Annotated in this window: 18 protein-coding genes; 13 read left to right on the top strand and 5 right to left on the bottom strand. The window is 67.9% G+C overall.

All coding sequences use genetic code 11. The features are described from left to right. Positions 1–23: 23 nt before the first annotated feature. Genes BQ2383_RS17780 through BQ2383_RS17765 form a run of 4 tightly spaced genes read right to left on the bottom strand, consistent with a single transcriptional unit; the run spans position 24 to position 4,551 of the window. Entirely contained in the window at positions 24–602 is a 579-nt protein-coding gene (locus BQ2383_RS17780) for a PH domain-containing protein (protein ID WP_091036981.1), read from the bottom strand. Next, entirely contained in the window at positions 599–2,701 is a 2,103-nt protein-coding gene (locus BQ2383_RS17775; RefSeq protein WP_091036978.1) for an ABC transporter ATP-binding protein, read from the bottom strand. The genes BQ2383_RS17780 and BQ2383_RS17775 overlap by 4 nt, the downstream gene beginning before the upstream one ends. Beyond that, positions 2,652–3,569 carry an ABC transporter permease gene (locus BQ2383_RS17770; RefSeq protein WP_091036975.1) on the bottom strand — a complete coding sequence of 306 codons (918 nt, stop codon included), beginning with the start codon at positions 3,567–3,569 and terminating at the stop codon, positions 2,652–2,654. Before BQ2383_RS17770 ends, BQ2383_RS17775 begins: the two co-directional genes overlap by 50 nt. A gap of 1 nt (position 3,570) precedes the next feature. Continuing rightward, positions 3,571–4,551 carry an ABC transporter permease gene (locus tag BQ2383_RS17765; RefSeq protein ID WP_091036971.1) on the bottom strand — a complete coding sequence of 327 codons (981 nt, stop codon included), beginning with the start codon at positions 4,549–4,551 and terminating at the stop codon, positions 3,571–3,573. A gap of 365 nt (positions 4,552–4,916) precedes the next feature. Here BQ2383_RS17765 and BQ2383_RS17760 point away from each other — a divergent pair, with 365 nt between their 5' ends. From BQ2383_RS17760 to hemW, 5 genes are all read left to right on the top strand, one after another. Further along, on the top strand, positions 4,917–6,647 hold the full coding sequence (locus tag BQ2383_RS17760; RefSeq protein ID WP_167381658.1) for an ABC transporter family substrate-binding protein: 1,731 nt from the start codon (positions 4,917–4,919) through the stop codon (positions 6,645–6,647). Between the two features lie 116 nt (positions 6,648–6,763). Continuing rightward, positions 6,764–8,617: a translation elongation factor 4 gene (gene lepA, locus BQ2383_RS17755; RefSeq protein WP_091036967.1), complete on the top strand. Its 1,854-nt coding sequence runs from the start codon at positions 6,764–6,766 to the stop codon at positions 8,615–8,617. A gap of 3 nt (positions 8,618–8,620) precedes the next feature. After that, complete coding sequence (locus BQ2383_RS17750) at positions 8,621–9,106, top strand: DUF1990 family protein (protein WP_091036964.1); 486 nt, start codon at positions 8,621–8,623, stop codon at positions 9,104–9,106. Between the two features lie 91 nt (positions 9,107–9,197). After that, positions 9,198–9,851 carry a DUF1990 family protein gene (locus BQ2383_RS17745; protein ID WP_091036961.1) on the top strand — a complete coding sequence of 218 codons (654 nt, stop codon included), beginning with the start codon at positions 9,198–9,200 and terminating at the stop codon, positions 9,849–9,851. Next, positions 9,851–11,068 carry a radical SAM family heme chaperone HemW gene (gene hemW, locus BQ2383_RS17740; RefSeq protein WP_091036958.1) on the top strand — a complete coding sequence of 406 codons (1,218 nt, stop codon included), beginning with the start codon at positions 9,851–9,853 and terminating at the stop codon, positions 11,066–11,068. Before BQ2383_RS17745 ends, hemW begins: the two co-directional genes overlap by 1 nt. 19 nt (positions 11,069–11,087) lie before the next feature. Here hemW and BQ2383_RS17735 read toward each other — a convergent pair whose 3' ends face one another. Next, positions 11,088–12,506, bottom strand: a complete 1,419-nt coding sequence (locus BQ2383_RS17735; protein WP_244176041.1) for a carboxylesterase/lipase family protein — start codon at positions 12,504–12,506, stop codon at positions 11,088–11,090. A 103-nt stretch (positions 12,507–12,609) separates the two neighbouring features. Here BQ2383_RS17735 and hrcA point away from each other — a divergent pair, with 103 nt between their 5' ends. From hrcA to era, 8 genes are all read left to right on the top strand, one after another. Further along, positions 12,610–13,641 (top strand): heat-inducible transcriptional repressor HrcA, encoded by a 1,032-nt coding sequence (hrcA, locus tag BQ2383_RS17730; protein WP_091036953.1) that lies wholly within the window; start codon positions 12,610–12,612, stop codon positions 13,639–13,641. Between the two features lie 38 nt (positions 13,642–13,679). After that, positions 13,680–14,795, top strand: coding sequence for a molecular chaperone DnaJ (gene dnaJ, locus BQ2383_RS17725; protein ID WP_091036950.1), 1,116 nt, complete (start codon positions 13,680–13,682; stop codon positions 14,793–14,795). A 2-nt stretch (positions 14,796–14,797) separates the two neighbouring features. Further along, positions 14,798–15,526: a 16S rRNA (uracil(1498)-N(3))-methyltransferase gene (locus BQ2383_RS17720; RefSeq protein ID WP_091036949.1), complete on the top strand. Its 729-nt coding sequence runs from the start codon at positions 14,798–14,800 to the stop codon at positions 15,524–15,526. Between the two features lie 64 nt (positions 15,527–15,590). After that, entirely contained in the window at positions 15,591–15,941 is a 351-nt protein-coding gene (locus BQ2383_RS17715) for an HIT domain-containing protein (protein WP_091036947.1), read from the top strand. A gap of 79 nt (positions 15,942–16,020) precedes the next feature. Continuing rightward, positions 16,021–17,046 carry a PhoH family protein gene (locus BQ2383_RS17710; protein WP_244176062.1) on the top strand — a complete coding sequence of 342 codons (1,026 nt, stop codon included), beginning with the start codon at positions 16,021–16,023 and terminating at the stop codon, positions 17,044–17,046. Further along, positions 17,043–17,501 carry an rRNA maturation RNase YbeY gene (gene ybeY / locus BQ2383_RS17705; protein WP_029261717.1) on the top strand — a complete coding sequence of 153 codons (459 nt, stop codon included), beginning with the start codon at positions 17,043–17,045 and terminating at the stop codon, positions 17,499–17,501. Before BQ2383_RS17710 ends, ybeY begins: the two co-directional genes overlap by 4 nt. After that, positions 17,498–18,793 (top strand): hemolysin family protein, encoded by a 1,296-nt coding sequence (locus BQ2383_RS17700; RefSeq protein WP_091036943.1) that lies wholly within the window; start codon positions 17,498–17,500, stop codon positions 18,791–18,793. Before ybeY ends, BQ2383_RS17700 begins: the two co-directional genes overlap by 4 nt. After that, positions 18,786–19,682: a GTPase Era gene (gene era, locus BQ2383_RS17695; protein WP_237682573.1), complete on the top strand. Its 897-nt coding sequence runs from the start codon at positions 18,786–18,788 to the stop codon at positions 19,680–19,682. Before BQ2383_RS17700 ends, era begins: the two co-directional genes overlap by 8 nt. The last annotated feature ends 45 nt before the right edge of the window (positions 19,683–19,727 follow it).

Here is a 19,727-nt window from a genome sequence, read left to right as displayed (position 1 = left end):
GGCGTCTGTGCCGAGACCCCGCGTCACAACAGCAGGCCGGCGGCCGTGACGCCGAGAGCCACGGCGAGGGCGAGAGCGAGGAGAGGCAGCCACGCGAAACCTACGGTTCGTGATGACGTACCCGTCGGCGCTCGCCCGACGTCATCACGCGCCCGGTCGATCGCCTCCACGACACCGACGAAGGCGCGGGAACGGTGCGTCGTCGACGCATCGGCTTCCCGGTCCCGGCGCGGTTGGACGGTGGGCGAACCCCACGCGCGGATAGTGGTGCCGTCGGTCAACTCGACGACCAGCTGATACCGCACGTGGAGCTCGGCCACCTCCTGCCACGGGATCGTGTGCGTGCGGACGACGTTGACCACGGTGAGCGTGGGCGGCGCGACGATCAGGCAGGGCCGGATCAACAGCATCCAGCACACCAGCAGTACCGCGGCCATCCAGGGCAGGGAGAGGAGCACGATCGCCCACTCCGCGCGCACGGTCGCATCGATGAGCAGGTAGGCGAAGAGCGCCGCCAGAACACCGCTGATCCACCAGCCCGATGCGCCGCGGATGACGATGCGGTCAGTGCCGCGCCCGCTCACGCCGTCACCACGGATCACGCGGTCTGCAGGATGTCCTGCTCCGCCCAGTGGCAGGAGACGTCGCGTCCCTCCACGGGCCGCAGCTCGGGCGACCTGGTCTCGCACTCGGCCTGCTGCTCCGGAGGGAGTATCGCGTAGAGCGGGCACCGCGTGCGGAACGCGCACCCGGTGATCGTCTCGGTCGGCGATGGCAGGTCTCCGGAGAGGAGGATCCGCTCGCGCGTCCGCTCGATCTGCGGGTCGGGGACCGGCACGGCCGACAGCAGCGCGCGCGTGTACGGATGGCGCGGGTTGCTGAAGATCTCGTCGACGTCGCCGTACTCGATGATGCGCCCGAGGTACATCACGGCCACGTCGTCGGCGATGTGCCGCACCACGGCGAGGTCATGGGCGACGAACAGGTACGAGAGCCCCAGCTGCTGCTTCAGGTCTTCGAGCAGGTTGATCACGCCGGCCTGCACCGAGACGTCGAGCGCGGAAACCGGCTCGTCGAGGACGAGGATCTTCGGTTCGACGACGAGCGCACGCGCGATTCCGATGCGCTGGCGCTGACCTCCGGAGAACTCGTGCGGGTAGCGACGGGCATAGCTCGGCTCGAGACCGACGAGCTCGAGCATCCGGCGCACGCGGCGCGAGATCTCCTTCGCCGGGACGTCGTGCACGGTGAGCGGTTCGCCGATGAGCTCTTCGACGGTCATACGCGGGTCGAGCGAGGCCGCCGGGTCCTGGAACACGATCTGGATGTCGGTTCGGAGCGCGCGACGCTGTGAAGCGGAGAGCGTGGCCGTGTCGATGCCGTTGACGGAGACGCGCCCCGACTGCGGCTGGGCGAGCTCCATGACCTCCATGACGGTGGTCGACTTTCCGCAGCCCGATTCTCCGACCAGGCCGAGGGTCTTGCCGCCGTCCAGCTCGAAGCTGACGCCGTCGACCGCGCGGACGGTGCCGATCCGGCGGCGGAAGACGGTGCCCTTGGTGAGCGGGTAGTGCCGCTTCAGGTCCTCGACCTTGAGCACGGTGCCGCGGGTCTCGACCTCGCGGACGACCTCTTCGACAGGGGCCGGCGGGGAGAAGACCTCGTCGCGGGGGAGCCGGCCGTCGACGATCTCTTCCGAGCGGATGCACGCCGCGGACTGCAGCGGTGCGACGGGGACGAGATCGGGCTCGATGTCGTGGCACGCCGAGATCACGGCGGGGCAGCGATCGGCGAACGGGCAGCCGGTGGGCACCTCGGTCAGCAGCGGCGGACGTCCCTCGAGCGGGACGAGACGTTCGGAGGGCCCGTTGGCGATGCTGGGCATCGAGCGCAGGAGTCCGATCGTGTACGGCATCGCCGGACGTGCGAACAGTTCGTCGACCGGTGCTGTCTCCACGATGCGGCCCGCGTACATCACGGCCACGCGATCGGCGTTGCCGGCGACGACGCCGAGATCATGCGTGATGAGCACCACGGCGGCGCCGGTGATGTCCTTCGCCTTCTGGAGCACATCGAGGATCTGGGCCTGGATGGTGACATCCAGTGCCGTGGTCGGCTCGTCCGCGATGATCAGCTTCGGATCGTTCGCGATGGCGATCGCGATCATCGCGCGCTGGCGCATGCCGCCCGAGAACTCGTGCGGGAACGATTTCACCCGTCGGCGGGGCTCCGGGATGCCCACGATGTCGAGCAGCTCGACCGCTCGGGCCTCCAGAGCCTGGTTGCTGAGTCCGGGCTGGTGGAGCTTGAGGCCCTCGATGATCTGCTGGCCGATCGTGTAGACCGGGGTCAGCGCCGAGAGCGGGTCCTGGAAGATCATCGCGATGTCGGAACCGCGCAGCTTCGACAGCTGCCGGTCGGTGGAGCCGAGGAGCTCGGTGCCGTCGTACGTGATGGAGCCCGAGACGTTGGCGGTGCTCGGGAGGAGGCCCATGACCGCCATCGACGACACGGACTTTCCCGAGCCGGATTCTCCCACGATCGCCAGGAACTCTCCCCGGTTGACCTCGTAGTTGACGCCACGCACCGCGTGGACGGTGCGGGCCTTCGTCTCGAAGGTGACGTTGAGGTCGCGGACGCGAAGCAGGGGTTCAGGCACGGTTGTTCTCCGAGGTCGGGTCGACGGCGTCACGCAGGGCATCTCCGAGCAGACTCGACGCGAGCACGGTGGCGACGAGGATGATCGCCGGCGGGATGAAGAGCCAGGGGCGGGTGGTCGCCGCGGCGCTTCCGGCGGCGAGCAGCGTGCCGAGTGACACATCGGGCGGCTGAATGCCGAAGCCGAAGTAGCTGAGTGTGGTCTCGGCGAGGATCGCGGCGCCGACACCCAGCGTCGCGTCGATGATCAGCAGCGATGCCACGTTGGGGATGATGTGGCGGCGGATGATCGTGAAACCGCCGACGCCCATGAAACGGGCTGCCTTGACATAGTCACGCTCGCGCAGCGACATGGTCTGACCGCGGATGACTCTCGCGAGCACCATCCACCCGAAGAGGGGGAGGAACACGACGAGCGCGACCCAGGCCAGGTCCTTGAAGAGCGGGCTCAGCAGGACCAGGATGTAGAAGCTCGGCAGCACGAGGAGCAGGTCGATGATCCAGACGATCACCCGGTCCCACACGCCGCCGACATACCCGGCGATCGCGCCGACGAGCCCGGCGATGATCGCGGTGACCGGACCGACGATGAGGCCGATGAGCAGCGACTTCTGCAGGCCGGCCATCGACTGGGCGAAGATGTCCTGCCCGATCGTGTCGGTGCCGAACCAGTGGTCGAGGCTCGGACCCTTGTTGAATGACAGGTAGTCCTGATCGGTCGCGGACCACGGGTAGAGCAGCGGGCCGACGTACGCCAGCAGGAACATCAGCACGAGCACGCCGGCGCCGATCCAGGCGCGCTTGGTCGAGAACGTGCGGACCAGGATCAGCCGCCACCGGGGGATCGAAGGAGACTCCTCGTTCTCCGGCTCGAGCGGCGGAGCGTCGAGCTGTGTGGGATCGAGCGTCATGTCACATCCTCACTCGGGGGTCGAGGGCCGCGTAGAGGACGTCGGCCAGCGTGCCCGCGATGAGCACCAGGATCGCGGCGAACAGGATGGACCCGGTCGCGGCGTTGATGTCGTTGTTCGACACGGAGTCGATGAGGTATTCGCCCATGCCGTGCCAGCTGAAGATCTTCTCGGTCACCGCCGCGCCAGCCAGGATGGTGCCGAACGAGTAGGCGAAGAAGGTCGACATGGGGATCAGGGCGACGCGCACGCCGTGACGCATGATGGCGGATCCGCGGGTGCGTCCCTTCGCACGTGCCGTCCGGATGAAGTCCGAGGAGAGCACATCGAGCATCGCGCTGCGCTGATACCGGGAGTAGGAGGCTGCCGCGGTCACGGTGAGCGCGATCGTGGGCAGCAGCAGATGCGCTATTCGATCGCCTATGACGGGCCAGAACCCGGTGACCCCGACGCTGTACTCGCCGGTGAAGTTGATGAGCTGCTGGCCGGACGCGTTGTTGACCCAGGTCGCGCCGATCATGAGGAGGACCGCGATCACGAAGATCGGCGTCGCGAGCACGGTGAACGACGCGTAGGTGATGATCTGATCGCTCGCGCGGTACTGCCGGATGGCTCCCCACACGCCGAGCAGGATGCCGAAGACCGCGCCCAGGATGGTGCCGATGATGAGCAGTCGCAGGCTGGTGCCGGCACGTTCGATGATGTCGGCCGTGACCTCGGTGCTGCGCGTCGAGATTCCGAGGGAGCCGGTCGTCACGAACTGGACGAGCCAGTCCCACATGCGCTGAAGCAGAGAGACGTCGGGATTGACGCCCATCTTGTCGAGCGCCGCGTCGATGCTGGACTGCGGGACCGGGGGATTCTTGCCGAGGAACCGTGCCGCCGGCTGAAGAGTGGTGGAGACGAGCGCGTAACCGGCCAGGGTGGCGATGACGGTGAGGATGAGATAGTTCACCAATCGCTTGGCGATGAATCCGATCATGGAGCTCCTTCGGCGCGGGATCGCCGCGCACCCGACATCTGTTGCGGCCTCGCTACTCTAGGCACCCGAGTCCCGCTTTCCAAAACTCCGGCATATCCTCTTCGATCGCCGGCAGGCTCCCTATGGTGCCACGTTCATGGTGATCGGGCCGACGCGACGCGGTGTCAGCGCGGACGCGACCCCGTTTCAGTCGTGCGACCATGTGACTTCAACGACAACTAGGTAACGATCCGGACAACACGTGCCTGACATGCCGGTGTACGGGGCGATCATCGATGATGTTGCTCCATAGCCGGTCGCTGTCTTCGGTACCGGCTCGGACGAGTCCTGTGCAGTCTGCACGAAACGATAGAAGGGGGAGATCGATGAAGTCGAACTCCAAGAAATGGGCGGGTCTCGCCGGGATCGCCGCGGTCGCGCTGGCGCTCTCTGCGTGCGCGCCCGCCACGAACGGCGGAAACGAGGGGGACGGCGGTTCCTCGCCCGAGGCGCTTCCCGCGACCGGCTGGGTCGCCGCTGACCGCGACGCCATCAAGGACGGCGGCACGCTGAACCTGCCGCTCGACGAGACGCCGGCCAACTGGAACCTCTACAACCTCGATGCCGGCACCGTCGACGACAACACGATCTCGAGCCTGTTCACCCCCGGCTTCGTGGTCATCAACGAGGACGGCGGCTGGGAAGCCGACCCGAACTTCGCCACGTCGGTCGAGCTGAAGAGCGAGGACCCTCAGGTCGTCGAGGTCAAGGTCAACCCTGACGCCGTCTGGTCCGATGGCACCCCCATCGGTGTGCAGGACTTCCAGGGCCAGTTCAATGCGCTCAACGGCAAGACCGAGGCATACGCCCCGACGTCCACCAACGTCTGGTCCGACGTCGCCTCCGTCGAGGCCGGCGAGAACGACCAGGACGTGCTGATCACGTTCGCGAACAAGAACGCCGACTGGCCTTCCATCCTCGGCACCGGCACGATCTACCCCCGCTGGCTCACGGCGACGCCGGAGAGCTTCAACACGGCATGGGCGAACGGCCCGTTCGCTGCTGACGGCTCGACGTACGTCTCGGGCGGTCCGTTCATCGTGAGCAAGTTCGACGCGACCGGCAAGACGATCACGTTCGAGCCGAACCCGAAGTGGTGGGGCGACAAGCCGAAGCTCGACACGATCAACTACAAGGCGACAGACCGCTCGACCGTCGGACAGGCGTTCGCCAACAAGGAGTTCGACGCCATTCCGATCAACTCCAGCGTCGACACGCTCGAGTCCGCGAAGGCACGCTCCGACTCCGAGATCCTGAACTCGAAGGGTGTCACGTACAGCCACGTCACGCTCAACGGCACCGCCGGCGTGTTCGAAGACGTCGCCGTCCGTCAGGCCTTCGCGAAGTCGCTCGACCGCCAGATCATGGCTCAGGCAGTCATCGAGCCGCTGGGCGTCGAGCCCGAGGTCCTCAACAACCTCATCTTCCTCAACGGTCAGAACGGCTACGAAGACGACGGCGCGGACATCGCGTTCGACGTCGACGCCGCGAAGAAGCAGCTGGAAGACGCCGGCTGGGTCGAGGGCGACAAGGGCATCCGCGAGAAGGACGGCACCAAGCTGACCGTTCGCCTCGTGATCCCCTCGGAGACCCCGAACTCGGCGATCCTCTCGCAGCAGATCCAGCCGATGGCCGCCAAGGCGGGCTTCGACGTCAAGATCGACACCGTCCCGTCGGCGGACTTCTTCACGAAGTACATCACGACGGAGACGCGTGACTTCGAGGCGACGATCTTCGCGTGGCAGGGTACGCCGTTCCCGATCTCCTCGACGGAGTCGATCTTCAGCCCGGCAGACTCGGGTCAGAACTTCCCCGGCGTCGCGGATGAGCGTCTGGACGGTCTGTGGACGAAGGCCAACGCCGAGCTCGACCCCGAGGCACGTCTCGAGATCGCGAAGGAGATCGACAAGATCATCATGAGCGAAGCTGTGACGATCCCCCTGGCGGCACGTCCGAACCAGTACGCGATCGCCGACGGTCTCGTGAACTACGGTCCCTCGCAGTTCGAGTCGACCACCGGCACGAACTTCTGGCAGAACGTGGGCTGGGCCAAGTAAGCCCCGTTCGCATCACACACTGGGCGGTCCCTTCGGGGGCCGCCCAGTGTGCTTTCCCCGGTGTCGCATCACGCGAATCGGGGATTGCCGCCGCCTGACCGTAGAATCGAGGGGACATGTCCCCACGCGCTCTCACACCTCTTCAGCCTGCCTCGACGCCGGCTGCGCAGATCCGCAATTTCTGCATCATCGCCCACATCGACCACGGCAAGTCCACCCTCGCCGACCGGATGCTCCAGATCACCGGTGTCGTCTCGGATCGCGACATGCGGGCGCAGTACCTCGACCGCATGGACATCGAGCGCGAGCGCGGCATCACCATCAAGAGCCAGGCCGTGCGCATGCCGTGGCAGCTCGACGGCCAGACCGTCGCCCTGAACATGATCGACACCCCGGGTCACGTCGACTTCACCTACGAGGTCTCGCGCTCGCTCGCGGCGTGCGAAGGCGCGATCCTGCTCGTGGACGCGGCGCAGGGCATCGAAGCCCAGACGCTGGCGAACCTCTACCTGGCGCTGGAGAACGACCTCCACATCATCCCGGTGCTCAACAAGATCGACCTGCCGGCCGCCGATCCCGAGAAGTACGCGAAGGAACTCGCATCCCTCATCGGCGGCAAGCCCGAGGACGTGCTCCGTGTCTCGGGCAAGACCGGCGTCGGCGTCGAGGAGCTGCTCGACCGCCTCGTCAAGGAGATCCCCGCGCCCGTCGGCGACGCCGACGCTCCCGCGCGCGCCATGATCTTCGACTCGGTCTACGACGCCTACCGCGGTGTCGTCACCTATGTCCGCATGGTCGACGGCAGCCTCTCGCCGCGAGAGCGCATTCAGATGATGTCGACGGGCGCCACCCACGAGGCGCTCGAGGTCGGCGTGTCCAGCCCCGAGCCCGTGCCCTCCAAGGGACTCGGCGTCGGCGAGGTGGGGTACCTGATCACCGGAGTGAAGGATGTCCGTCTGTCGAAGGTCGGTGACACGATCACCACGGCACGCAGGCCCTCGACCCAGGCTCTCCCCGGATACACGGACCCGAAGCCCATGGTCTTCTCGGGGCTGTACCCGATCGACGGCAGCGACTACGCGGAACTCCGCGAGGCGCTCGACAAGCTGAAGCTCTCCGATGCCTCCCTCGCATACGAGCCTGAGACATCCGTCGCCCTCGGATTCGGATTCCGCTGCGGATTCCTGGGACTCCTGCACCTCGAGATCATCACCGAGCGTCTCGAGCGCGAGTTCGGCCTCGACCTCATCACGACCGCACCCAGCGTGATCTACGAGGTACTCACCAGCGATACGGGCGAGACCGTGACGGTGACGAACCCGAGCGAGTACCCCGACGGTCGCATCGGCTCCGTGTCGGAGCCGATGGTGAAGACGGCGATCCTGCTGCCCAAGGACTACGTCGGCACCGTCATGGAGCTGTGCCAGTCGCGCCGCGGAACGCTGCTCGGCATGGAGTACTTCTCCGAGGAGCGCGTCGAGCTGCGCTACAACATGCCGCTCGGTGAGATCGTGTTCGACTTCTTCGATCAGCTGAAGTCCAAGACGCAGGGCTACGCCTCCCTCGACTACGAGCCGTCCGGCCAGCAGGAGGCCGACCTGGTCAAGGTCGACATCCTGCTCCAGGGCGAGAAGGTCGATGCATTCAGCTCGATCGTCCACCGCGACAAGGCCTACGCCTACGGCACGATGATGGCCGAACGCCTGCGCAAGCTCATCCCTCGCCAGCAGTTCGAGGTTCCGATCCAGGCCGCGATCGGCGCGCGCATCATCGCCCGAGAGACGATCCGCGCGATCCGCAAGGACGTGCTCGCCAAGTGCTACGGCGGTGACATCACCCGCAAGCGCAAGCTCCTCGAGAAGCAGAAGGAGGGCAAGAAGCGCATGAAGATGGTCGGTCGCGTCGAGGTCCCCCAGGAGGCGTTCATCGCCGCGCTGTCGGGCGACGTCGAGGGCAAGGACAAGAAGTAGCACGTGCCGCTGCCGGCATACGAGCGGGGAATCACACGCCATCCGATCGCGACAGCGCCGGAGGGGATGCGGATCGCCGAGCATTCGACCGTGGTCGATCCGGCGGCGCGCGATGCCGTCGCGGCGTTGGTGTGCTCGTGGGAGTTCAAACGACGCGCCGGATTCGAGGTGCCGCCCCAGGAGCCGATGCCCGGCCTCGAAGGTGTGCTCGCGAAGCGCCTGTTCGGCATCCGCTTCGTCGAGCCGGTGCGCATCGTCTGGGCCGATGAGAGCGGGTTCGGCTATGAGACGCGACCCGGGCACCCGATCTACGGCGAGGAGTCGTTCCGGATCGACGAGCACGGTGTGTTCACGGCGCGGTCCATCTCCTGCCCTTCCACCGCACTCTGGCGGGTTCTCGGTCCTGCCTTGCGGATGGTGCAGCGCGCGACCCATGCGCGCTACGTGAAGATCGTGCAGGCCGAAGCGGCGGCTTCCCGCACGCAGTGACGCTCGACCGGCCGGGTGCGCCGACCGAAGATGTGTCGCCGTGCGGCGCGTGGGGGTGTTCGCTCAGGTAACGGGAAGTAGGCTGGAACTCATGCGGCGCGGGACTTTCCGAGACGACACGGTGGACTATGCGGCCGTGGGTGCGACCCACGCGCCCGATCTGATGCAGTACCCGCCGGAGCGCAGTCTCCCGGCGGAGGAATCCTGGCGGATCGGCAGCGGCATCGAGCGCTTCCAGACCGCCGGTGAAGCGCTGCTCTCGTGGACGGCGCAGCGCGCGGCCGGACTGTCGGTCGAAGACGTGCGCCCGGCGCCCGGCCCTGCTTACGCCGGGGTGAGCTTCGACGCGGAGGGCAACCCGATCGCGCCGAGCAAGCGCGACGTCGAGCCCCGCTACGACGCGGAGGGCATGCCCTTCGTCGGTGCGGGGATGACTCTTCATCTGCGCGGTCGCGTCGGCAGCATGCGTGCGGACGCGGAGCTGCGCGTGATCTCGGTGACCGAGGAGACCCGGCGCATCGGCTTCGTCCTCGGCACCGTCGGCGGATCCGTCGTCCGCGGCGAAGAGTCCTTCGACGTGGACTGGCGCGAAGACAACGACGAGGTCTGGTTCACCGTCCGCGCCTTCGACGCTCCGCACGCGCTGCTGTACCGCACCGTGCCTGCACTCGTGAAGCGTCGTCGTCGTGAGCTCTTCGCGCGCTACCTCCGCGCGATCTCCCCGCTGTACGCGACCCCTCTGTGATGGCGGGACCGCTTCCTCTGGGAGACCCTGCGCCGGCAGACGGACATCTGCCCGACGACCTTCCCATCGACACGAGTGTGCCGTTCTCGGCCTACCTGCACATCCCGTTCTGCACGGTGCGCTGCGGTTACTGCGACTTCAACACGTACACGTCGACCGAGCTCCGCGGAGCCAAGCAGGAGGACTACGCATCGACGCTGATCTCCGAGATCGGCCTCGCCCGTCGGGTGCTGGCCGACGCGGGGGCGCTGCGGCCGATGGACACCGTCTTCTTCGGGGGTGGCACGCCCACGCTGCTGCCGGCCGGCGATCTCGCCCGGATGCTGGAAGCCGCGACCTCGGCCTTCGGACTGGCGGAGGGCGCAGAGGTCACGGTGGAGGCGAATCCTGACACCGTGACGCCCGCGGTCGCGCGTACACTGGCCGCTGCCGGTGTCACGCGGATGTCGGTCGGCATGCAGTCGGCCGTGCCGCACGTGCTCGCCTCCCTCGACCGCACGCACCGGCCCGAGAACGTGACCACCGCGGTCGCCGCGGCGAAGGACGCGGGTCTCGCGGTCAGTGTCGATCTGATCTACGGGGCGCCGGGGGAGTCGCTCGCCGACTGGGAAGCCTCGCTCGACGCGGCGCTCGCGCTGGAGTCCGACCACGTCTCCGCGTACGCGCTGATCATCGAGGACGGCACGAAGCTCGCTCGCCAGATCCGCCGTGGAGAGGTTCCGACCCCCGACGACGACGTGCAGGCCGACATGTACGAGCTCGCCGACGCCCGTCTCGCGGCGGGGGGCTTCGACTGGTACGAGGTCAGCAACTGGGCACGCACGCCCGAGCAGCGGTCGCGGCACAATCTCGCGTACTGGCGCGGGAGTGACTGGTGGGGCTTCGGCCCCGGCGCGCACAGCCACGTCGCCGGGCTGCGCTGGTGGAACGTGAAGCATCCGGCGGCATACGCACAGCGGCTCGCGGCATCCGAGTCACCCGCCGCGGGCACGGAACGACCGGACGCCGAGTCCCGGACGCTGGAGCGGATCCTGCTGCTGAGCCGCATCCGCGAGGGGATCGCGATCGACGAGGTGCCCACCGCCAACCGCAGCCGCGTCGCCGGACTGATCGCCGACGGGCTCGTGGACCCGGCCGCAGCCATCCGCGGCCGTGTCCAGCTGACTCTGCGCGGACGACTCCTCGCCGATGCCGTGGTGCGCGAGCTCACCGACTGAGCGCCCGCGCCGGTCGGGCTCACCCCGGGAGCAGATCCATGCCGGTGGTCCGCCGCTGCGGCAGCGTCGCGCTGGTGGTGTCGAAGACCCGCGTCTGTCGGCCGGACCCGTACGCCGGCCAGCCGGGGTCGCCGTTCGTGACGAATCCGACCCAGGCCGCGTTCATCTCGTCGGCGAGCGTCTGCGGGGCGTCGCGGCCCGCCAGCCGCACCGTCTCGTCGTCCGTGAGCCGATCGAACACGAACCCGAGTTCGAGTGCATGCGCGGCGCGCAGATCGCGAACCGGACTCGGCCACGCGAATTCGTACACATGCGTGCGCTCCGGTCGCATTGCCGCCACACGACTCAACGGCCCTCGCAGCATCATGTCCGTGACGAGCTGCCCGAACACCTCGCCGGTGCTCGCCCCGGGGAAGGCCGAGCGATACTCGCGCACTGCTCGACGAGGGATGCGGGAGAGGATCCGTGCGGCCTGCAGCTTCAGCTCGCTGATGCCGGCCAGAGCCTCGGGCGGGAACCACAACCGGTACTCGTCGGTGTTGCTGCCGATCAGGAGCGGAGTCTCGATCTCGCCGAGCACCTCGTGCGGAGAGCGGGGCAGGCTGTCCGGGTCGATGGCGAACTGGAAGCCGGGAGCTCCGCCCAGCGGCGAGGATCCGGCCGACTGTGCCTTTCGCGCTTCGAGCAGCTGATCGGGTGAGAGCGCGGCGAACGAGTCACGGTCGGCCCGGACACCGAGGTGCTTCGCGAGCTGTGCGGTCACCCGACCCGCCTTCTTCACCGGCTGTGCCGTGAGTGGCCCGGATTCGATGATGGCGCGATGGATCAGCTCGCGGGAAGCGTCTCGTGCGAGAAGCCCGGCGAGGATCGCCCCGCCTGCGGATTCCCCCATCGCGGTGATCTGCGCCGGATCGCCTCCGAAGGCGGAGATCTCGCGATGCACCCACTCCAACGCGGCAGCGGCGTCGCGCAGACCCAGGTTCCGGGGTGCGCCGTCGAGTACCGAGAACCCCTCCGACCCCAGACGGTAGTTGATCGAGACGAACACGATCCCCGCCTTCGCGAAGACGGTGCCGTCGTAGAGGGGCAGCGCGGCGGTTCCGCGTTCCAGCGCGCCGCCGTGGATCCATAGGAGCACCGGCGCCGCGGAGGCCCCGACCGGAGCCCAGACGTTGGCCGTGAGGATGTCTTCCCCGTCGATGCGCACCGAGCCGAGGAGCTCGCCGATCGCGCCGGCGTAGGGGAGCTGGGGAGCGGTGGGGCCGAACTGCGTCGCCTCACGGATGCCCTCCCACGCCGGCACCGGCTGCGGGGTGCGGAACCTGTTCTCGCCGAACGGAGGCTGCGCATAGGGGATGCCGAGGAACCGGGCGACACCCTCCTCTTCGGAACCGCGCACAGCGCCGGTCGACAGCGTGGCCTGAGGTGAGGAGGTCATGAGCGTCATCCTAGGGTCGTGCGTCCGCGGTACGGAGAATCCCGAGCTGCACGGGGTAGGATTGGCACTCTGAACGTCCGAGTGCCAGCGGAAGGGAAGGGTGATGGTCACAGAGCGAGGACTCCAGGTTCTCCGCGCGATCGTGCAGGACTACGTCGAGACCCACGAACCCGTCGGCAGCCGTTCCATCGTCGACCGGCACTCCTTCGGGGTCTCGGCGGCGACGATCCGCAACGACATGGCGCTGCTCGAGGATGAAGAGCTCATCACGGCTCCGCACACCTCGTCCGGTCGGGTGCCGACCGACAAGGGCTACCGCGTCTTCGTGAACCACCTGGCACAGCTGCGACCGCTCTCGTCGGCGCAGCGCTCGGCGATCGAGTCGTTCCTCGGCGAGCCCGCCGACCTCGACGACCTGATGGTGCGCACGGTGCGTGTGCTGACGCAGCTCACCGGTCAGGTCGCGCTCGCGCAGTACCCCTCGTTCGCACGGGCTCACGTCACCCACGTCGAGCTGGTCGCGCTGGCGCCCAACCGACTCCTGATCGTGCTGGTCACCGATGCCGGTGGTGTGTCGCAACGCGTGGCCCAGCTGCCGGAGGCCATCGACGAGGCCGAGATGGCGGTGCTGCGCGCGCGCATGGCCGCCTTGATCACCGGTCACGGCATCGGCGAGGCCTCCGACCGTCTGCAGGCACTGCTCGCCGTTCAGGACGCGCCGAAGGATCACGTGCTGCGCGCGATCGCGAGCGTCGTCATGGACGAGCTCAGCGGTTTCCGCCAAGAGCGTCTGGTGATGGCGGGAGCAGCCACCCTGGCCCGTCGCGAACAGGACTTCCGCGGCAGCATCCATCCGCTCCTCGAGGCGATCGAGGAGCAGGTGACCCTGCTGCGGCTGATGAGTGAGATGGTGACCGACGAGCACGGGCTCGCGGCCAGCATCGGCACCGAGAACGCGCCGTTCGGCCTCGGCGAGGCATCGATCGTCGCCAGCAACTACGCGGCACCCAGCGGCACCGCGCGCGTCGGCGTGATGGGGCCGACGCGGATGGATTATCCGAGCAATCTCGCGGCGGCGCGGGCGGTCGCCCGCTACCTGTCGCGGATGCTCGACGAAGACGAGGCCGGCCGCTGACGCGGTCGCGACCGGAAGACACACGCAGAAAGGCGATTGTGGCGGACCACTATGAGGTTCTCGGGGTGTCCCGAGACGCTTCCACCGACGAGATCAAGAAGGCGTATCGGCGCCTCGCGCGACAGCTGCATCCGGATGTGAATCCCGGTGAGGATGCGGCGGAGAAGTTCAAGCTCGTCACGCACGCGTATGACGTGCTGAGCGACGATGAGTCGCGGCGCCGCTACGACATGGGCGGAGGAGACGGCGCTGCCGGCAACTTCGGCGGATTCGGCGGGTTCGGCGACATCTTCGAGACGTTCTTCGGCGCCTCCCAGGGCGGCGGACGCGGGGCGCGACCCCGTTCGCGCCGGGAGCGCGGACAGGACGCACTCGTGCGTGTCACGCTCGACCTCGGTGACGTCGTCTTCGGTGCGCACCGCGACATCGACGTCGACACCGCCGTGCTGTGCGAGACGTGTCAGGGGTCCTGCTGCCAGGAGGGGACGTCCCCCGTCACCTGCGACATCTGCGGCGGTTCCGGCCACGTGCAGCGTCAGGTGCGCAGCCTGCTCGGCAACGTCGTCACCTCTCAGCCCTGCGGCACGTGCGAGGGCTACGGCACCACCATCCCGTACCCGTGCGGTACGTGCGGCGGCCAGGGCCGCGTGCGCTCGCGTCGCACGGTCTCGCTCGACATCCCGGCCGGCGTCGAGACCGGGCTTCGCCTGCAGCTGCCCGGCTCGGGCGAGGTCGGCAAGGCGGGTGGCCCGAACGGCGACCTGTACGTCGAGGTCACGGTCAACGCGCATCCCGCCTTCAGCCGCGAGGGCGACGACCTGCTCGCCACGCTCGAGGTGTCGATGACCGATGCGATCCTCGGCACCGAGACCACGATCCAGGGGCTCGACGGCGAGGTCGACCTCGAGATCCGTTCCGGCGTGCAGTCCGGGGATGTGCTGACCATCAAGGGGCGGGGCATCACCCCGCTCCGGGGCACCCAGCGCGGAGACCTGCGCGTCGGTGTGCAGGTGCTGACGCCTACCCGGCTGGACTCCGCGCAGCGCGCACTTATCGAGGACTTCGCGAAGAAGACCAAGGCTCCGGATCCGCAGCTCGCGCAGTTCCAGCCCGGGCTCTTCTCGAAGCTCCGCGACCGTTTCCGCAGCCACTGATCATGGCACTGCACTTCGTGGTCGAGTCGTCGACGGATGCGGGCGTCGGCGAACTCGTGTCGCTGACGGGCGCGGAGGCGAAGCATGCCGCTGTCGTCCGGCGGCTACGCGTCGGCGAGCCGGTCACGGTCGGCGACGGCGCGGGCGTGTGGCTGACGGGTGCGGCCGAAGAGGTGTCCCCGACCCGGGTCGAGGTCCGGATCTCCGACCGCGTCGAGCATCCGGCTCCGAGCCCACGGATCGTCCTGGTCCAAGCTCTCGCGAAGGGCGACCGCGACGAGCTGGCCGTGCAGGCGGCGTGCGAGCTCGGCGTCGACGAGATCGTGCCGTGGCAGGCGAGCCGTAGCGTCTCCCGCTGGGAGGGGCCGAAGGCCGTCAAGGGGCGCGAGCGATGGGCGACCATCGTGCGCGAGGCCGCGAAGCAGGCCCATCGGGCCTGGCTGCCCGAGGTCATCGCACCGGTGTCGACGAAGCAGCTCGCCGAGCGGGCGTCTTCGCAGCGGGTGCTGCTCCTCGACCCCACGGCTTCCGTGCGTCTTTCCGAGATCACGGCCGACGGTCGCGATCTGGTGCTGGTCGTGGGGCCCGAAGGCGGGATCGCCGAGGAGGAGCTCGACCGGCTGACGGCCGCGGGCGCCGAAAGGGTGCTCCTGGGCGACACTGTGCTGCGGACCTCGACCGCGGGCCCGGCGGCGATCGCCGTGCTGTCGGTCGCGCTCGGACGCTGGTGAGCGCTGGTCCGGGCGTCGAGGGAGCCAGGGCGCCACGGACGCGGCGATCAGTAGACTTGAGCGCATGACGGAACCCTCGATCTTCACGCGCATTCTGAACGGGGAGATCCCTGCCGAGATCCTCGGCGAGACCGACCGCCTGTTCGCACTGCGTGACATCGCGCCGCAAGCACCGGTACACCTCCTCGTGGTGCCGAAGACCGCGGAGTACCGCGATGTCACCGAGCTCGCCGCGGGGGATCCGTCCCTGCTGGCCGAGATGGTGGCGTTCGCCGGGAAGCTGGCCGAGGAGCACACCGACGACGGCGACTTCCGCCTCGTCTTCAACACCGGCGCGAACGCCGGACAGACCGTTTTCCACGTCCATGCCCATGTGCTGGCCGGGGGATTGACCGAGAAGAGCGTCGGTGCCTGACAACAACGAACCGCAGGAGCGCAGCCTGGGAGGTCGACCGCCCGAGGCGGTCGAGAAGATCTATGCCGACGGCGTCGCCATGGTGCAGCTGCTCGGACCACAGGACCGCCTGCTGCGGATGCTCGAGAAGGAGCACCCTGACGTCCAGGTGCTCGTGCGCGGCAACGAGATCACTCTCGGCGGCGACGTGGATGCGGTCGCGAAGGCCAAGGCGCTGGTCGAAGAGCTGCTCGCCATGACCAGAGCCGGCCATGATCTGGCTCCGAGCGACGTCGCCAGTTCGGCCCGCATGCTGCGCCAAGAGGGCGGTCCGCGCCCGAGTGAGGTGCTGGGCGAGGCGATCCTGACCACTCGCGGCAAGGTCATCCGTCCCAAGACCCTCGGGCAGAAGGAGTACGTCGACGCGATCGAGGAGAACACGATCGTCTTCGGCATCGGTCCTGCCGGCACGGGCAAGACCTACCTGGCGATGGCGAAGGCCGTCCAGGCGCTGCAGCGCAAGGAAGTCACGCGCATCATCCTCACCCGTCCCGCCGTCGAAGCGGGCGAGCGTCTCGGCTTCCTGCCCGGCACGCTGACCGACAAGATCGATCCGTACCTGCGGCCGCTGTACGACGCGCTCAACGAGATGATGGACCCCGAGATCGTGCCGCGCCTCATGGCGACAGGGACCATCGAGGTCGCACCCCTCGCGTACATGCGCGGGCGCACTCTCAACGACTCGTTCGTGGTGCTCGACGAGGCACAGAACACCACGCCCGAGCAGATGAAGATGTTCCTCACGCGCCTCGGCTTCGGCACGCGCATGGTCGTGACGGGCGACATCACCCAGGTCGACCTTCCGCAGGGTTCCTCCGGACTGCGTCTGGTCACGCGCGTGCTGGACGGTATCGACGACATCCACTTCTCGCGGCTCACCAGCGATGACGTCGTTCGGCACTCGCTGGTCGGACGCATCGTCGATGCATACAGCGAGTACGACGAGAAGCGCACGGCACAGCGCTTCGAGCGCGAACAGGCCGCGGAGTTCGCGAACCGCGCCGACCGCAGGGGAGCGCAGCGCCCCGGACCACGTGACCGCATGCCGAAACGAGGACTCTCATGATCGAGATCAACAACGAGTCGGCCATCGACGTCGACGAGACCGTGCTCCAGCGGCTCACGGACTACAACCTGGCGCAGCTGCACGTCAGCCCGGATGCCGAGGTCGCGATCGTCCTCGTCGACGAGGGCGCCATGGAAGCTCTTCATGTGCAGTGGATGGATGAGCCCGGCCCCACCGATGTGCTCAGCTTCCCGATGGACGAGCTGCGTCCGGGTACGGAAGACCGCCCCACGGCCCCCGGGCTCCTCGGCGACATCGTGCTGTGCCCGCAGGTGGCGGAGGCGCAGGCTCAGGCCGCGCGTCACACGCTGATGGACGAGCTGATCCTGCTCACCACCCACGGCCTTCTCCACCTTCTCGGATTCGATCACGCCGAGCCCGACGAGGAGCGTGAGATGTTCGGACTGCAGAAGGAACTGATCCAGGGCTTCGCCGCGGCTGAACGTCGCCGATGACGGCCGCCCTCCTTCTCATCGCCGCCGTCCTGCTGGTGGCGTTCGGCGGTCTCATGGCGGCGATCGACGCCGCCTACGGTGTCGCCTCCCGAGCCAATCTCGCCGACATGGCGACCGAGGGCCGCCGGGCCAAGGCGCTCGGGCGCATCGCCGTCGATCTGGACGCGCACGTCAACGCGGTCGCGTTCATCCGCGTGCTCGCCGAGGTGACCGCTGCGGTGCTGGTGACAGTCGCGTTCACGATGCTCATCGACAACAACTGGTGGGCGATGCTCGCCGCCGCGCTGCTGATGACGGCGATCACCTTCGTGCTCGTCGGCGCGAGTCCACGGTCGTTCGGACGCCAGCACGCCGAGGGCATGATCCGCGGCACCGCCTCGATCGTGCGCGGGCTCCGCATCTTCCTCGGACCGCTGGCGCAGGGCCTCGTCGTGCTGGGCAACAAGGTCACACCCGGCACGGGCCGCAGCTCCTTCGCCAGCGAGGACCAACTGCTCAGCATGGTCGATGAGGCGGCGTCGAACGATCTGATCGAGGAGGACGACCGCGACCTCATCCACTCGGTGTTCGACTTCACCGACCAGTTCGTCCGCGCCGTCATGGTGCCGCGCACGGAGATGGTGACCGTCGACGCCAGCGCGAGGACGGATGAGGCGATGTCGCTGTTCCTGAACCGCGGCGTCTCCCGAATGCCTGTCGTGGACGATGACGCCGATGACGTCGTCGGCGTGCTGTACCTCAAAGACCTCGTGCAGTTCGCGTACCGTGACGACAGCGCCTGGCGGGCCGCGTCCATCCGGCCGATCGCGCGACCGGCGACCTTCGTGCCGGAGTCGATGCGCGCTGAGACCCTCCTGCAGCAGATGAAGCGCGACGCCGTGCACGTGTGCCTCGTGATCGACGAGCACGGCGGCATCTCCGGCCTCGTCACCCTGGAGGATCTGATCGAGGAGCTCGTCGGCGAGATCTCAGACGAGTACGATCAAGTATCCGCAGAGTTCGTCGATCTCGGTCACGGACGTTACCGCGTGAGTGCCCGTCTCTCCCTAGAGGACGTGGGCGACCTCTTCGGTCTCGAACTCGAGGACGAGGACGTCGACTCGATCGGCGGTCTGCTCGGCAAGGCGCTGGGACAGGTCCCGCAACCCGGTGCGACGGCGACGGTGGAGGGCCTGGTCCTCACCGGTGGAGCCTCTCGCGGTCGAGGCCGGGGGATCGCGACGGTGTTCGTGGAACGTGCGGCAGGAGACCCTGGCGCTTCGCAGGATGAAGGAGATCGACACGATGACTGACGACACCCGAAGCGGGTTCGTGACCTTCGTCGGCCGCCCCAACGTCGGCAAGTCGACGCTGACGAATGCGCTCGTCGGCGAGAAGATCGCCATCACCAGCGAGAAGCCCCAGACCACGCGTCGAGCGATCCGCGGCATCATGAATCGCCCCGAGGGGCAGCTCGTCATCGTCGACACCCCCGGCATCCACAAGCCGAGGACGCTGCTCGGTGAGCGACTGAACGACCTGGTCGAGCAGGTGCTCGGCGACGTCGACGTCATCGGTTTCTGCGTGCCCGCGAACGAGAAGGTGGGCCCGGGCGATCGCCGCATCGCCGCGTCGCTCGACGGCTATCCGCGTGCCAAGAAGATCGCGATCGTGACGAAGACCGATGCTGCGGCGCGCGACGAGATCACCGAGCGTCTGCTGGAGGTCGATGCGTTGCGCGAGGACTGGTCCGCGGTCATCCCGCTCTCGGCGTTGACGAGGGACCAGCTCGAGGTTCTGTCCGACGAAATCCTCCTGCTGATGCCGAAGGGACCCGCCCTGTATCCGGAAGGCATCACGACCGACGAGTCGCAGGAGGACCGCATCGCCGAGATGATCCGGGAGGCGGCTCTCGAGGGCGTCCGCGATGAGCTTCCGCACTCGATCGCGGTCGTGATCGACGACATCGCGCCGCGCGAGGGCACCGATCTCACCGACGTGCACGCCTCGATCGTCGTCGAGCGCGACAGCCAGAAGGCGATCATCATCGGACACAAGGGCAAGCGGCTCAGCGAGGTCGGGGCGCGAGCCCGCGTCGGCATCGAGGCGCTGATCGGCACCCGGGTGTTCCTGGGCCTGCATGTCAAGGTGGCGAAGGAATGGCAGCGCGATCCGAAGCAGCTCGGCAGGCTCGGCTTCTGACATGAGGCCGGGTCGCACGTCGATGGCGGCGGGAAGGCCGCCGAC

It is taken from the genome of Microbacterium oxydans, from assembly GCF_900095745.1.
GTDB classification, from domain to species: Bacteria; Actinomycetota; Actinomycetes; order Actinomycetales; family Microbacteriaceae; genus Microbacterium; species Microbacterium oxydans_B.
The sequence above is the reverse complement of the archived record's forward strand: the minus strand, read 5'-3'. Positions and strand labels throughout refer to the sequence as shown.

What these genes read in the sequence shown, in the direction of transcription:
- lepA (WP_091036967.1), top strand. Translation starts at nt 6,764, where the DNA reads ATGTCCCCACGCGCTCTCACACCTCTTCAGCCTGCCTCGACGCCGGCT.
- ybeY (WP_029261717.1), top strand. Translation starts at nt 17,043, where the DNA reads ATGATCGAGATCAACAACGAGTCGGCCATCGACGTCGACGAGACCGTG.
- BQ2383_RS17715 (WP_091036947.1), top strand. Translation starts at nt 15,591, where the DNA reads ATGACGGAACCCTCGATCTTCACGCGCATTCTGAACGGGGAGATCCCT.
- BQ2383_RS17770 (WP_091036975.1), bottom strand. Translation starts at nt 3,569, where the DNA reads ATGACGCTCGATCCCACACAGCTCGACGCTCCGCCGCTCGAGCCGGAG.
- hemW (WP_091036958.1), top strand. Translation starts at nt 9,851, where the DNA reads ATGGCGGGACCGCTTCCTCTGGGAGACCCTGCGCCGGCAGACGGACAT.
- BQ2383_RS17760 (WP_167381658.1), top strand. Translation starts at nt 4,917, where the DNA reads ATGAAGTCGAACTCCAAGAAATGGGCGGGTCTCGCCGGGATCGCCGCG.
- era (WP_237682573.1), top strand. Translation starts at nt 18,786, where the DNA reads ATGACTGACGACACCCGAAGCGGGTTCGTGACCTTCGTCGGCCGCCCC.
- hrcA (WP_091036953.1), top strand. Translation starts at nt 12,610, where the DNA reads ATGGTCACAGAGCGAGGACTCCAGGTTCTCCGCGCGATCGTGCAGGAC.
- BQ2383_RS17775 (WP_091036978.1), bottom strand. Translation starts at nt 2,701, where the DNA reads ATGCCCTGCGTGACGCCGTCGACCCGACCTCGGAGAACAACCGTGCCT.
- BQ2383_RS17710 (WP_244176062.1), top strand. Translation starts at nt 16,021, where the DNA reads ATGGTGCAGCTGCTCGGACCACAGGACCGCCTGCTGCGGATGCTCGAG.
- BQ2383_RS17700 (WP_091036943.1), top strand. Translation starts at nt 17,498, where the DNA reads ATGACGGCCGCCCTCCTTCTCATCGCCGCCGTCCTGCTGGTGGCGTTC.
- BQ2383_RS17765 (WP_091036971.1), bottom strand. Translation starts at nt 4,551, where the DNA reads ATGATCGGATTCATCGCCAAGCGATTGGTGAACTATCTCATCCTCACC.
- BQ2383_RS17735 (WP_244176041.1), bottom strand. Translation starts at nt 12,506, where the DNA reads ATGACCTCCTCACCTCAGGCCACGCTGTCGACCGGCGCTGTGCGCGGT.
- BQ2383_RS17720 (WP_091036949.1), top strand. Translation starts at nt 14,798, where the DNA reads ATGGCACTGCACTTCGTGGTCGAGTCGTCGACGGATGCGGGCGTCGGC.
- BQ2383_RS17745 (WP_091036961.1), top strand. Translation starts at nt 9,198, where the DNA reads ATGCGGCGCGGGACTTTCCGAGACGACACGGTGGACTATGCGGCCGTG.